The 14,190-nt window shown below is 53.5% G+C and carries 11 protein-coding genes and 1 pseudogene; 3 read left to right on the forward strand and 9 right to left on the reverse strand.

Annotation, left to right across the window (positions count from 1 at the left end; translation table 11 throughout):
- Window positions 1–57 precede the first annotated feature (57 nt).
- The 9 genes and pseudogenes from bamA to rpsB all read right to left on the reverse strand — a co-directional run.
- Window positions 58–1,335: pseudogene (bamA, locus tag ACJJIW_RS21955) on the reverse strand (outer membrane protein assembly factor BamA); the annotation flags it as partial.
- A 111-nt stretch (window positions 1,336–1,446) separates the two neighbouring features.
- On the reverse strand, window positions 1,447–2,802 hold the full coding sequence (gene rseP / locus ACJJIW_RS21960; protein ID WP_282933671.1) for an RIP metalloprotease RseP: 1,356 nt from the start codon (window positions 2,800–2,802) through the stop codon (window positions 1,447–1,449).
- 60 nt (window positions 2,803–2,862) lie between these two features.
- Window positions 2,863–4,047: a 1-deoxy-D-xylulose-5-phosphate reductoisomerase gene (gene ispC / locus ACJJIW_RS21965; RefSeq protein WP_282933672.1), complete on the reverse strand. Its 1,185-nt coding sequence runs from the start codon at window positions 4,045–4,047 to the stop codon at window positions 2,863–2,865.
- A 109-nt stretch (window positions 4,048–4,156) separates the two neighbouring features.
- Window positions 4,157–5,002 carry a phosphatidate cytidylyltransferase gene (locus ACJJIW_RS21970; RefSeq protein WP_282933673.1) on the reverse strand — a complete coding sequence of 282 codons (846 nt, stop codon included), beginning with the start codon at window positions 5,000–5,002 and terminating at the stop codon, window positions 4,157–4,159.
- A 122-nt stretch (window positions 5,003–5,124) separates the two neighbouring features.
- Window positions 5,125–5,880, reverse strand: a complete 756-nt coding sequence (gene uppS, locus ACJJIW_RS21975; protein WP_444893183.1) for a polyprenyl diphosphate synthase — start codon at window positions 5,878–5,880, stop codon at window positions 5,125–5,127.
- Complete coding sequence (gene frr, locus ACJJIW_RS21980) at window positions 5,880–6,437, reverse strand: ribosome recycling factor (RefSeq protein WP_282933674.1); 558 nt, start codon at window positions 6,435–6,437, stop codon at window positions 5,880–5,882. The genes uppS and frr overlap by 1 nt, the downstream gene beginning before the upstream one ends.
- Window positions 6,434–7,171, reverse strand: coding sequence for a UMP kinase (gene pyrH / locus ACJJIW_RS21985; protein ID WP_282933675.1), 738 nt, complete (start codon window positions 7,169–7,171; stop codon window positions 6,434–6,436). Before pyrH ends, frr begins: the two co-directional genes overlap by 4 nt.
- 162 nt (window positions 7,172–7,333) lie before the next feature.
- Window positions 7,334–8,197 (reverse strand): translation elongation factor Ts, encoded by an 864-nt coding sequence (tsf, locus tag ACJJIW_RS21990; RefSeq protein ID WP_282933676.1) that lies wholly within the window; start codon window positions 8,195–8,197, stop codon window positions 7,334–7,336.
- 113 nt (window positions 8,198–8,310) lie between these two features.
- Window positions 8,311–9,057, reverse strand: a complete 747-nt coding sequence (gene rpsB, locus ACJJIW_RS21995; RefSeq protein ID WP_282933677.1) for a 30S ribosomal protein S2 — start codon at window positions 9,055–9,057, stop codon at window positions 8,311–8,313.
- 325 nt (window positions 9,058–9,382) lie between these two features.
- On the opposite strand from rpsB, the gene map reads away from it, so the two are divergent.
- From map to dapC, 3 genes are all read left to right on the forward strand, one after another.
- Window positions 9,383–10,153: a type I methionyl aminopeptidase gene (map, locus tag ACJJIW_RS22000; protein WP_282933678.1), complete on the forward strand. Its 771-nt coding sequence runs from the start codon at window positions 9,383–9,385 to the stop codon at window positions 10,151–10,153.
- 122 nt (window positions 10,154–10,275) lie between these two features.
- Window positions 10,276–12,981, forward strand: coding sequence for a [protein-PII] uridylyltransferase (locus tag ACJJIW_RS22005; RefSeq protein ID WP_444936363.1), 2,706 nt, complete (start codon window positions 10,276–10,278; stop codon window positions 12,979–12,981).
- Window positions 12,982–13,012: 31 nt separating this feature from the next.
- Complete coding sequence (gene dapC, locus ACJJIW_RS22010) at window positions 13,013–14,185, forward strand: succinyldiaminopimelate transaminase (protein ID WP_444936364.1); 1,173 nt, start codon at window positions 13,013–13,015, stop codon at window positions 14,183–14,185.
- Window positions 14,186–14,190 lie beyond the last annotated feature (5 nt).

Raw genomic sequence — 14,190 nt, forward strand, 5'->3', positions numbered from 1 at the left:
TAATTCCAGGTGTTTTTATTCGCAATCCAGGAGTTACAGCGCCAACTAGCGCCCCGCTCCCCCAGAATCAGAGGGTTGCCCCTCTACCATGTAATCAACATCGGGCCGGTCTGAGGTGCCGGACACCTTAGTTGTTTCAACTTTCACTACCTTCAAGTATCCAAGGCGCTCGAGACGCACTTTGGATTGCTCTATACGCGCAGTGGAAGCCAAAGCTGACTCCATCTGGCGCAGTTCACGCCGCAAGACTTCATCTGCGGTGCGAGTGTTCCCGCGAAAACTAATACGTCGCACATAAGTAAGCTTTCCCGGATCAATGAAGAAGGTAATTTTTACTGTACTTTCTTCTTCATTGGCCTCAGGAATACCATTCACTTCAGCAAACGCGTAACCTTTGTTACCCAAGCGTTTAGCAATATAGTCTGAAGTGGTCGTTACCCTCGCTTGGGAGAACCGCTGACCTTCTCGCACCAATAGCAGGCGGTTGATTTCCTCCTCCGCTACTATCGGGTTTCCGGCAATTTCCACCTCACTAACCGTGTAAACACCACCCTCAACCACGTTAATGGTAATGAATACACTCTTCTTGTCCGGCCCTAGAGATACTTGTGTCGAATCAATCTGAAAATCAAGATATCCGCGATCCAGGTAATAGGACTTTAAGCGCTCCAAATCACCAGTGAGTTTCTCACTAGAGTACTTATCATCACTGCGCAACCAAGAGAGCCAGCCGGTAGTTTTAAGCTCAAAAATCTCTTCCAGCTCTTTATCAGAAAATGCACGATTTCCTACGACATTAATATGTTTAATCGCAGCAACAGCCCCTTCATCAACAGCAACCTGCAGTTCAACCTGGTTGCGCGGCAGTTCCTTGAGCTCCGCTTTAACACTGGCGCCATATCGACCCTGCGCCACGTACTGGCGTTCAAACTCCTGGGTCAACCCCCTGAGGGTCGAACGCTTTAGGATCTGGCCTTCGGCGAGACCGTATTCCTTCATCGCCTTCAGTAGATCCTCAGTGGCAATCGCCTTGTTCCCGGCTATATCTATCTTTGATATAGCCGGTCGTTCTCTCACGGTAATAACAAGAACGCTGTTTTCGTGGCCAATCTGAATATCTTCAAAAAAACCAGTGCGAAACAATACTCGGGTCGCATCCTGAATCCCGACAGGCTCAACTTCGTCGCCTACCCGAATCGGAAGCGCTGAAAAAACTGTACCTGCAGAAACCCGCTGCAACCCGTCCACTCGGATATCGCTGAGAACGAACGACTGTGCCAAAGCGCTGATAGGCAGCACCAAGCCCAGAAAAATCGCTTTCAGCAAATACTTCATACCGCTTCCGAGTCGCTTTTACTCACAACAACATCGTGCCAAGACAAAACGTCTCACACGCATAAAAATCTCTCTCACATTATCAGCCCGGAAAAAAACCAATCCAGGACACTACAAACGTAAAATATCGTTGTACAGAGCTAGCCCCATAATGCAAAGCACCAAGGCCATACCCACTTGCAAACCAATCACCTGCACCCTCTCTGACACAGGGGACCCCTTGATCGCCTCAATACCGTAGTAAAGGAGGTGACCACCATCGAGTACCGGAATAGGCAACAGATTGAGTACACCAAGGCTAATACTGAGCAACGCCAGCAATGACAGGAAAGACTGCCATCCCGCTTCCGCGGAAGTACCCGCCACTTTAGCAATGGTAATGGGGCCACTCAAGTTTTTGGTCGAAAGTTGACCAAATAATAGTTTCTTCAAGCTATTCAGGGTAAAGACTGTTTTATCCCAGGTCTCCTGCAAGCCCTTAACTAAAGCGCCCCCCACCCCATAGTGGTAAATCCGTACTCGATCATCCGGCCAAGTCTCTGATACCGGCTGCACTCCAACCTGCCCTATGGTTTCACCACTATCCAGCTTAATCTCCGCCGGTGTTACGGACACCGTCAGCGGTTCGCCTCCACGCTCGACAGTGATATCCATTGGAACACCAGCGCGGGCTCTCACATAATCGGTCCAGCTTTGAAAAGATGAAAAGTCACGGCCATCGGTCGAGACAATCTTGTCTCCAGCCTTGAGTCCAGCTGAGGCTGCCGGGCTCCCCTCCACCACATTATGAAGAGTCATACTCACCGGTGGAGTCCACAGCTGCAGACCAATCTCCCCGAGCGGATCGGGAACTTCGCGGCCGGCAAGCCAGCGATTGATATCCGCCACCATATGGTATTCAAGGTTGGAATCCGGATAGCGCACAGAGAATTCTATGGTGCCACTATCACCCAGGCGGTTTGCCAGGCGCCAATTGAGGGCCTGCCAAGTGGGGGTAGCCTCACCATCAACAGCAACAATTTCCTGCCCGGACTCAAGGCCTGCCGACGCAGCAATACTCCCGGGCTCAACGGATTTCACAATAGGAACCGGGCCCGCTGTTCCACCGAGGAACACCGCCCAGAAAAAGACTACCGCCAAAAGAAAGTTAGCGGCAGGACCGGCAGCGGCAATCGCCATCCTCGCCCATACGCTCTTGCGGTTAAACGCCTGATCCAGCTCTTCAGCCGCTACAGGCCCTTCGCGCTCATCGAGCATTTTTACGTAACCGCCGAGGGGGATAGCGGAAATAGTGAATTCGGTACCGTGGCGATCATAGCGGGAGATCAACCGGCGGCCGAACCCCACAGAAAAGCGCAGCACCTTAACACCACATAGGCGTGCTACAAGAAAGTGCCCAAACTCGTGGAAAGATACCAGTACACCGAGGGCCACCAAGGCCCAGATTACCGTCTGAATTAGATCCATACTCAGCTACAACTTCTTGTCATACGCAATTTAGCGGCCATTATACGCCGGGCAATGTGTTTAGAGGGCGGCAAGCGCCTGCTTGGCCAGTTCTCGCGCATTGAAATCAATGGCTTCGACTGCCTCGAGTCCCGACAGTTCAACAACGGGAGCCCTATTCATCACTTTTTCTATCACCAATGCAATATCAGTAAATGCTAAACGCCCCTCCAGGAAGGCTTCTACTGCAATTTCATTCGCTGCATTTAAGACTGTTGGAGCACTTTTTCCCTCATTAACAGCCTCTCGCGCCAAACGCAGACAAGGAAAACGATTAAAATCCGGGGCCTCAAAATCCAGCCGGCCTTGCGCAATCAGATCCAAAGCTGGCACCCCTGCATCGATGCGCTGGGGAAAAGCCAGGGCATGGGCAATAGGAGTGCGCATATCCGGGTTACCCATCTGCGCCAGTAAAGAGCCATCCCGGTACTGTACCATCGAGTGAATAATACTCTGGGGGTGCACGACTATCTCAATCTGCTCAGGGCGCGCATTAAACAAATAGCACGCTTCTATAAACTCGAGCCCTTTATTCATCATTGTGGCGGAGTCAACAGAGATCTTCCGGCCCATCGACCAATTGGGGTGTGCACAAGCCTCATCTGGCGTCACCGCCCCCAACTCGCTCGCAGCCCGAGTGCGAAATGGCCCACCCGAACCCGTAAGCAGTATTTTTTCCACGCCCGCAGCTTCGAGGTCCTCGCAGGGGAATGGCAAACATTGAAAGATTGCATTGTGCTCACTGTCAATCGGCAACAGTTGCGCACCACTCTTATTCAAGGCCCTCTGAAATATTGGGCCCGCCATAACAAGCGCTTCCTTGTTCGCCAGTAACACTTTCTTGCCCGCGTCTACTGCCGCCAAGGTTGGGCGCAATCCCGCAGCTCCTACGATCGCCGCCATGACTGTATCGACCTGAGTATCGGAGGCAACACGACACAAGCCCTCCACCCCACTTAGAACTTCCGTATCGACTTCGCCGCCAAGCAGTATTCGCAACTCTTCAGCTCGCGCCTCATCGACAACAACAGCATATTGAGGCTTAAATCGCCGACACTGCTGAGCAAGGTCGGCAACTCTTTCACGGGCGGTAAGAGCAAAAACAGAATATTTTTCCGGGTGTCGCGCCAACACATCCAGGGTGCTCACGCCGATCGAACCAGTGGAGCCGAGAACGGTAATTTGTTGCGGGGGAATTACTTGCATAGGCCCTTTTCGTACCTCTGATAGCAATATTGCTGCCACCAAACAATTGCACGCCCAGCATTAAGCTAGGCGCTAGCGAATAAAACACAAAACTGGAGCGGAAACGCCTCTACAAGTATTTCGGCAGCTCGCTCGCTAGTGCGGCCATCGTAAACACTGGAAGAGCCGCGGAAAGGCTATCTATCCGATCGAGGATGCCACCGTGCCCCGGTAACATATGACTACTGTCCTTAATCCCTCTGTGCCTCTTAAACATACTCTCCACCAAGTCCCCAATAACTGAAGCCAGTGCAGTAACCAAGACACCAAAAGTGAACAAGACAGTATTTTTCAGTGGAAGCTCAAATAGGTAGGAGGTTACGAGGGCCAAAATCAAGCAAGCACCCAAGCCACCGAAAAAGCCCTCCCAGGACTTGCCTGGACTAACTTCTCTAGCCAGCTTCCTCTTACCAAACTTGCGGCCGACAAAATAAGCACCGACATCCGCCGCTGCAACGATCGCCACCACGTAAAGAACCAGCCAGGCTCCATGATCCAAGCCTCGCAAAACTACCAGTGACAACCAGGTTGGAACTAATACAACAAGACCTATCAGACCTCGCACCCATCGGTTGCCCCACAGAGCAGCACTGGACGGGTAGCTCTGCACCCACAAGAAAGCGAGCGCCCACCAACCACAGGCTACAGCCAGAATCTGGCGGCCGCGATCGATATCTGGATCATCAAAATTCATTGAAAAGACGTATTGAGCCGTGACCATTAGGGCAAACCCCAATGCGGCGAGGAAAACAAAGCGCAGCGCACGGTTCAAGTTCGATAGATTGGCCCACTCCCACCCCGCCAGGAGGATAACCGCCACAAATATCAGTGAAAACCACTGCATTGGAAGTAAAAACAATACCCCCATAAACAGTGCTAATAGCACCAAAGCAGTAATTATTCTTTGTTTTAGCACCGCAAACCCCTTTGTAAGTAGCTAGACAACTCTGTCTGGATAAACTGCACAGATCAAGAGCGTGTCGGCAAAGATTTCCAACCAATTTGTATTGCAAGCCTGGCGCCGCAGACTTGCCCGGATCACGCCTGAGCGATCGCGTCATCCCCCTCGGCGCGACCGCCGAAGCGGCGATCACGTAACTCATATTCTGCGATAGCCTTATCCAGCTCGGCTTCGTCAAAGTCGGGCCAAAGCGTATCAGTAAAATAGAATTCACTGTAAGCGGCCTGCCAGAGGATAAAGTTGCTAATACGCTGCTCACCGCTGGAGCGGATCAAAAGGTCTACCGGCGGCAGATCTTGAAGCTGTACGTATTTGCCAAGTTCATCCTCAGTAATCGACTCTGGGGAGCGTGTGCCATCGGCAACCTCTTGAGCCAATCTACGGGCCGCCTGGGCAATATCCCAGCGCCCGCCGTAATCAGCAGCAATTATCAGGTCGCCCTCAGTCCCTGCGCGGGTGATATCTTCCGCTTCGGCTATAGCGCGCTGCAAGCGAGGAGAGAATCGGTCCCGTCGACCAATAACTCTCAGGCGAACCCCCTCCTCCCGCATCCGTCGGGCCTCTTTGCGCAAATAGGAGTTAAACAGGCTCATCAGCAGCTCGACCTCCTTCGGGGGGCGCTGCCAATTCTCGCTGGAGAAGGCGAACAGAGTAAGCGCTTTAACGCCGCGAGTTTTACAAGCTGAAAGCAGGTCGCGGATACGCTCGACACCGGCCTTGTGGCCGGCTGAAGGGGAAAGGCCCTTGCGGGCAGCCCAGCGCCCATTGCCATCCATAATAATGGCGATGTGACGTGGGCCGGGAGCATGTAGCTCGGTACCACCGATGCTCATTAAATTTCCATCAGGTCTTTTTCTTTCGCTGCCAGTGCTTTGTCCACATCAGCGACAAACTGATCGGTAATTTTCTGAATGTCGTCACTTGCGCGGCGCTCATCGTCCTCAGAAATTTCCTTATCCTTGACCAATGACTTCACGTCCGCCAGCGCATCGCGACGAATATTGCGAATGGAAACCCGCGCTGTCTCTGCCTCACTCTTTGCCTGGCGAGTGAAGTTTTTGCGAGTCTCTTCGGTAAGCATAGGCATTGGAATACGGATAACCGCACCAGCTGTGCTGGGATTGAGGCCCAAATCGGACTTCATAATGGCCTTTTCGATATCCGGGACCAGATTTTTCTCCCAGGGAGTTACGGAAAGAGTGCGCGCATCCTCAACAGTAACATTGGCAACCTGAGATAACGGAGTATCAGAACCGTAATAGGAGACGTGGATGCCATCGAGAATACTCGGGTGTGCACGGCCGGTGCGAATCTTGTTGAAATTTCCAGCCAGGGCATCAAGTGCCTTACCCATACGAGCTTTCGCGTCTGTTTTTATATCTTCAATCACGATTTCACTTCCTCTTCAATTAAGGTGCCTTCCACGCCGCCAACCACAATATTCAACAGCGCCCCGCTCTTATCCATGCGGAATACACGTACAGGCATATTGTGCTCGCGACACAGGCAGATAGCGGTCAAATCCATCACGCCGAGCTTCTTATCGAGAACCTCATCGTAAGTCAACTGGTCATAGCGAGTTGCTGTCGGGTCGAGCTTGGGATCAGCAGAGTAGACGCCATCGACCTTGGTGGCCTTCAGAACCAGCTCAGCCTCAATTTCGATACCACGCAGGCAAGCTGCAGAATCAGTGGTAAAGAAAGGGTTGCCGGTACCGGCAGCAAAAATCAGAACTTCGCCACGCTCCAGGTAGCGAATAGCCGCACGGCGATCGTAGTGATCGACAATACCGCTCATTTGAATCGAGGACATCACTCTCGAGGAGATGTCAGATCTTTCCAGGGCATCGCGCAGCGCCAGGGCATTCATCACCGTAGCGAGCATCCCCATGTGGTCACCAGTAACACGATCGAGGCCGGCCGCACTCAGCGCAGCGCCACGGAACAGGTTACCACCGCCAACAACCAGGCCCACCTGGACCCCGATACCAACCAGCTGCCCAATTTCCAGGGCCATTTTGTCCAGCACCTTGGGACTGATACCGAAACCCTGATCACCCATCAGCTCTTCGCCGCTGAGCTTTAACAAAATTCTCTTATACTTGCGGTCTTTAATACCGGGCATTCGTTAGTCCCCTTCAATGTACCTGTTAGTGGCCAGGCCTTGCCGCTGAACATTACAACAATTTCAGTCATTTACACAGAGGGGTGCTCCGCTGTAGGTAAGAAACCCCAGCGGAAGCACCCCACTGCGATTGAGTGCCCGAGGGCACCCAATAATATGCGATTAAGAAGAGGATTTAACCTGGGCCGCAACTTCCGCTGCGAAATCCACCTCTTCCTTCTCGATACCTTCACCCACTTCGTAGCGAACAAAGGAAACCACATCGGCACCGGCATCTTTAACCAGTTTGCCAATGCTTACGTCCGGGTTCTTAACGAAAGGCTGCTCTACCAAGCTGTTCTCTTTCAGGAACTTCTTGATACGGCCACCCATCATTTTCTCTACGATTTCAGCCGGCTTGCCTTCCATATCCGGCTGAGCCTTGATGATGTCCTTTTCTTTTTCCAGAACGTCAGCAGGCATATCTTCCGGCTTGTTCACCTGCGGGTTAACCGCAGTCACGTGCATGGCAACATCTTTAGCCAGCTCGATCTCTCCACCGCTCAGAGCTACTAGGGCAGCGATGCGGTTGTTGGAGTGAACGTAAGCACCTACAACTGGAGCTTCAACCAGCTCGATACGACGCACGCCGATGTTCTCACCGATTTTCTGAACCAGTGCTTCACGAGCAGTTTCCAGCTCGCCTTCCATCAGGGCAGCTACGTCTTGCTGGCGATCGGCAAATGCCTTCTCCACAACCTTGGCAACAAACGCCTGGAAGTTTTCATCGCGAGCAACGAAGTCAGTCTCGGAGTTCACTTCAACCAGTACGCCGTAGCTGCCGTCTTCTGCAACTTTAGCGGCAACAACGCCGTCAGCAGCGGTGCGGCCAGCTTTCTTAGCGGCCTTCAGGCCGGAGGCTTTGCGCAGGTCTTCAATCGCCTTTTCGATGTCACCATCAGCAGCCGTCAGAGCTTTTTTACACTCCATCATTGGCAGGCCGGTACGCTCGCGCAGTTCTTTTACCATAGACGCGGTAATCGCCATGATTCAATCCTCGGGGTTCTGTCACTAATAATTAGAAAAAAGGGGCCGTAATTCGGGCCCCTTTTTGAGTTCGCAGTGTAAAACTATTGTGTTACACCACTTAGCCCTGCAAATTACTCTGCAGCGGCTTCGTCATCGTTAGCTTCGACGTACTCGTCCTTTGCAACGGTGTTACCAGCTTCTGCAGCGCCAGCAAGTACTGCGTCGGCTACAGCTGTGGTGTACAGCTTGATTGCGCGGATAGCGTCGTCGTTACCGGGGATCACGTAATCAACACCAGCGGGATCGCTGTTGGTGTCGACAACACCAATTACGGGGATACCCAGCTTGTTAGCTTCCTGGATAGCGATGCGCTCATGCTCAACGTCGATTACGAAGATCGCGTCAGGCAGGCCACCCATATCCTTGATACCACCGATGGAGCGCTCAAGCTTATCCATGGCACGGGTACGCATCAGAGCTTCTTTCTTGGTCAGCTTCTCGAAAGTACCGTCCTGAGACTGGGCTTCCAGCTCACGGAAACGCTTGATGGAAGCGCGGATGGTTTTGTAGTTGGTGAGCATACCACCCAGCCAGCGGTTGCTGACGTAAGGCTGGCCACAACGCTCTGCCTGCTCTTTGATAGACTTCTGTGCAGCACGCTTGGTGCCAACAAACATAATCTTTTTCTTTTGAGCAGTCATGCCCTTGATGATCTGCAGGGCTTCGTTGAAAGCCGGTACAGTGTGCTCAAGGTTGATGATGTGAATCTTGTTGCGGGCACCAAAGATGAATTGACCCATCTTCGGGTTCCAGTAGCGGGTCTGGTGACCAAAGTGAACACCAGCCTGCAGCATATCGCGCATACTTACTTGCGGCATAATAAACCTCTATATATACGGGTTAGTCCTCCACGTATCCCATGCGTCAACCCCTTTCAGGGCACCCAGACACATGTGTCGATGCGTGTGCGGCTTTTACTCGCCCAGGGAGTATCCCCAGGCGGCGCGCTTTATACCACAAGTGCACCCCATAGTGAAGAATTGGCACCGATTTCGCGCAAATGATCACGCCTCAATGCTGTTGGCGGGACGCCTGAGCCATCCTTGCGCTAATAGCGGCAAAATGTGTCCTACAGCCAGCAATCCGCTACAATAGCCCGCCTCTTGGGCGCTACCCGCCCCAACCCAGAAACAAAGGATACGCATGACCTCAGCCATTAAGACCCCAGAACAAATCGCCAAGATGCGCACCGCAGGCCGCCTCGCCGCAGAGGTGCTGGAAATGATTGGCGAGTATGTCGTTCCAGGAGTCACTACCGAAGAACTGGATCGACGCTGCCACGAACACATCGTGAAGGTACAGAAAGCGATCCCGGCCTGCCTCGGTTATCGCGGCTTCCCAAAATCTATATGCACTTCCGTCAACGAAGTGGTGTGTCACGGTATCCCCTCCGAGAGCAAAATTCTCAAGAAGGGCGACATCATTAATATCGATGTTACCGTTATCAAAGATGGCTGGTACGGTGACACCAGCAAGATGTTCTTTGCCGGCAAGCCCGCCGCCCACGCTGAACGCCTGGTACAAATCACCCAGGAGTGCATGTACAAAGCCATCGAAATTGTCCGCCCCGGCACTACCCTCGGCGATATTGGCCACGTCATCCAGCAGCACGCTGAGAAAAACTATTACTCAGTGGTACGCGACTTCTGCGGACACGGCATCGGCGACGTCTTCCATGAAGACCCACAAATTCTTCACTACGGTCAGCCGGGAACTGGTGAAGTACTCAAAGAGGGCATGACCTTCACCATTGAACCCATGATTAACGCAGGCAAAGCGGCCACACGAGTGTTGGGAGATGGCTGGACTGCAGTAACCAAGGACCGCCGCCTCTCCGCTCAATGGGAACACACCATGGCAGTGACTAGCGACGGTGTAGAAGTGCTCACAGCACGCAGCGAGGAGAACTTCTAAAGCCGTACTGACGGGCCGCGAGGAATAAGTGCATTACTCGCGGCACTACAGTAGCGGATCTCCGCAAACCGAACCCAAGCCGCTCCCCACCTGCGGCAGCCCAAGAGCCAAACGGACTTCCCATGCAGCCGGTCAGCCCTCCCTATTTTGAACGCCCCCTGTTTTTCTTTGATCAGTCCCGTTTTCGCAGGGATTTAAGCTCCGGCGACAAACCCACTCTGGAGATATTCAAAGATGCTGTCGGCGCAGCCGAACGGCAAATGGCAGAGCGTTTTCGCGAGGGAGAGGACGTTGTCACGCTGGTACACGAGCGAGCCTTGTTTATAGACTGCCTTCTGCATTACGCCTGGCACCAGTTCGAGTGGAGAGACGATATAGGGCTTCTCGCTGTGGGCGGCTACGGGCGCGGAGAGCTGCACCCCCACTCCGATATCGATTTACTCATCCTCTCCAGCGATCACCCTGCCCCGGATACCATCGACAATATAGAGCGCCTGGTGGCCTTTTTATGGGACCTGGGCTTGGATATCGGCCACTCTGTACGAAATATCGCGGAGTGCCTGGAGTTGGCCGCGAAGGACATCACCGTGGCCACCAACCTCACTGAGTCCCGCACAGTTGTCGGCGACAGTACTGTTGGCGAGCAGCTAACTGCACAAATGGAACACAAAAGGCTCTGGCCCACCGAAGAATTCTTCAAGGCCAAGCTCGCCGAACAGAAAAAGCGGCACAGCAATCAGCAGGCTGCTGAATATATTCTCGAGCCCAATATTAAGAACTCTCCCGGGGGCCTGCGGGATATCCAGACAATTGCCTGGGTTGCCAAATATTTTTTCCAGGTGCGCACCCTGAAGCAACTGCAGGGAAAGGCATTTTTTACCGAGGAAGAGTTCGCCATATTACAGTCCGGGGAAACCTTCCTCTGGCGTGTGCGCTACGGCTTGCACCTGCTCGCCGGCCGCGCGGAAGAGCGACTACTGTTTGACTACCAAAGAGAACTGGCGAAGCAATTCGGTTATGTGGATAGCGACACCCAGCTCGCCGTTGAGCAGTTTATGCACAACTACTACCGCATCGTGATGGCACTGCAGGAATTGAACGATGTACTTCTCCAATATCTCGGCGAAGCCATCCTTCAGCGCAAAGGCAGCCAGCTGGTCATTCCGCTAAATGAGCGATTCCAGCTGCGCGACGGCAATATTGAGGTTACCCACGCCCAGGTATTTAACCAGGAGCCCTCGGCCCTGCTCGAGATCTTCGTGCTGATGGCCAACAACCCGGATATTAGCGGGGTACGGGCCTCCACCATCCGCCTGATTCGCGAGCACCGACACCTGATCGACGACGAGTTCCGCGCAGATCCGAAAAATACCCAGTTGTTTATGCAGCTGCTTCACTCACCCAGGGGATTGTCGACCCAGCTATCCCGAATGACCCGCTACCGCATTCTCGGGCGATACCTACCAGAATTTGGGCAGGTAACCGGGCAAATGCAGCACGACTTATTCCATATCTACACCGTGGATGCCCACACCTTGCAAGTTGTGCGCAATATGCGCAGCTTCCGGAGCCCCGAGGCGCGGGAAAAATTCCCGATTGCAGCGGAAATTCTCGAGCGCATGCGCCAACCGGAACTGCTGTATATTGCCGGTCTCTACCACGATATCGCCAAAGGGCGCGGTGGCGACCACTCCAAGCTGGGCGTTGTGGATGCAGCGGAATTCTGCCAGCGCCACCATCTGCCCGCCCGCGACCGGCGTCTGGTTTGCTGGCTTGTAGAAAAGCATCTATTGATGAGCCAGGTTTCACAGAAGCAGGACATCAGTGATCCCGAAGTCGTACATGCTTTCGCCCGTGAAATGGGTGACCGCGAACATCTGGACTACCTGTACGCCCTCACAGTCGCAGATATCAATGCCACCAACCCGGAACTCTGGAACAGCTGGCGGGCCAGCTTGATGCGCCAGCTCTACCAGGCCACCCGGCACGCCCTGCGCCGAGGCCTGGAAAACCCCATCGACCGGGAAGAAATCATCGAGGAAACCCGCTGCCAGGCAATGGAAAAACTGGACGCTATGGGACTTCCGCAAGCCTCGGTGGAAAATATCTGGGCACAAATGGGGGATGACTATTTTGTTCGCGAAACCGCTGACAATATCACCTGGCACACTTCGGCCATCCACGAACTGCACAGCAGCCCCGACACCAGCCAAAAAGACACCCTGGTTTTAACGCGAAACTCAGGGCCTGGCGAGCACGACGGCGCTACCCAGGTTTTTGTCTACACGCCTGATAGAGCCAACGTATTTGCCGCAGCGGTTACCGGGCTGGATATGCTCAACCTGAACGTCCACGATGCGCGCCTATACAATTCTGCCTCCGGTTATACGCTGGATACTTTTTACGTGCTGGATGAAGCGGGCCAGCCGCTACTGGACGAACCCCAGCGCCTAGCGCAGATTCGCGACACTCTACAGCAGGAATTGGCCCTGGTTGAGGACTACTCAAAGATCATTCAGCGACGTACGCCCCGCCGCCTTAAAATGTTTGAATTGAAGAGCCAGGCTCATCTCTCCACTGAGCCCGGCGATCATTACAGCACCCTGGAAATTACCAGTGCCGACAGACCCGGCTTGCTGGCCCGCATCGCGCGTATTTTTATTTCCCACGATCTGCGCCTGCACAATGCAAAAATTTCGACACTCGGCGAACGAGTCGAAGATATTTTTCACATTACCGACGCCGAGGGATCACCACTTACCGACATCGAGGCCAACGGCGCACTGGAAAAAGCCATTTGCCTGGAACTGAACAACCAAGACGCCTAACCGAAAAAACGCCCGAGGCCCGCTCACGACCATGAACCCAAATCTGGAACAGCTGCAGCCCTATCCATTTACCAAGCTGCAAGCCCTGAAAGAGGGCCTCCAAGCGGCGGACAAGCCGCATATTGCACTGTCCATCGGTGAACCCAAGCATGCGCCACCGGAGTTTGTCAGTGCAGAACTAGTTCGGCACCTGGACAAGCTTGCCGCCTACCCACTGACCAAGGGAATCGAGCCCCTGCGGCAGGCGATCGCCAATTGGCTGAGCCAGCGTTTTCAGTTATCCAATGTGAGCGCAGATAGCCAGGTGCTGCCGGTGAACGGGACCCGGGAAGCACTTTTTGCATTCGCCCAGGCGACCGTTTCCGCAGGCAGCAAAGTCCTGATGCCCAATCCCTTCTACCAGATCTATGAGGGCGCGGCCCTTCTCGCCGGGGCGCAGCCGCACTTTATTAACTGTGTGGCAGAAAACCAATTCAAACCAGATTTCACCTCGGTTCCGGAATCGGTTTGGCAGCAATGCGAATTGCTTTACCTCTGCTCTCCCGGCAACCCCACCGGCGCTCTTCTCGAAGCTGAAGATTTTAAACAGCTGATAGAGAAGGCAGACCGCTACGATTTCACCATCGCCTCCGATGAATGTTATTCGGAGCTGTATTTTGACGAGTCATCACCGCCGGTAGGACTATTACAGGCCTGCGAGGAAATGGGGCGAACAGACTTTCGCCGCTGTGTAGTATTCCACAGCCTGTCGAAGCGCTCGAACCTACCCGGGCTTCGTTCGGGCTTCGTCGCCGGTGATGCCGATCTGCTGCAAAAGTTTTTGCTCTACCGAACTTACCACGGCTGCGCCATGCCGCTGCCCAATCAATATGCTTCGATCGCAGCCTGGCAGGATGAGGAACACGTCCGTCAGAATCGCACACTTTACAGTGAAAAGTTTTCTTCAGTTCTCGAAATTCTCGATGGCTGCCTCGAAGTACAACAGCCACAGGCAAGCTTTTACCTTTGGCCCAAAGTGGGGGATGGTGAGCGTTTTGCCAGAGAACTCTATGAAGCGCAAAATATCACAGTACTTCCCGGTGCATTTCTCGCCCGCGATAGCATCGGCATGAACCCCGGTCGCGAGTATGTGCGTCTGGCACTGGTAGCGACACTGCAAGAGTGCATCGACGCTGCGCACCGTATAAAGGCATTTTGCAGGTAAGGCCA

This window comes from Microbulbifer maximicatervae (SeqCode), from assembly GCF_052467815.1.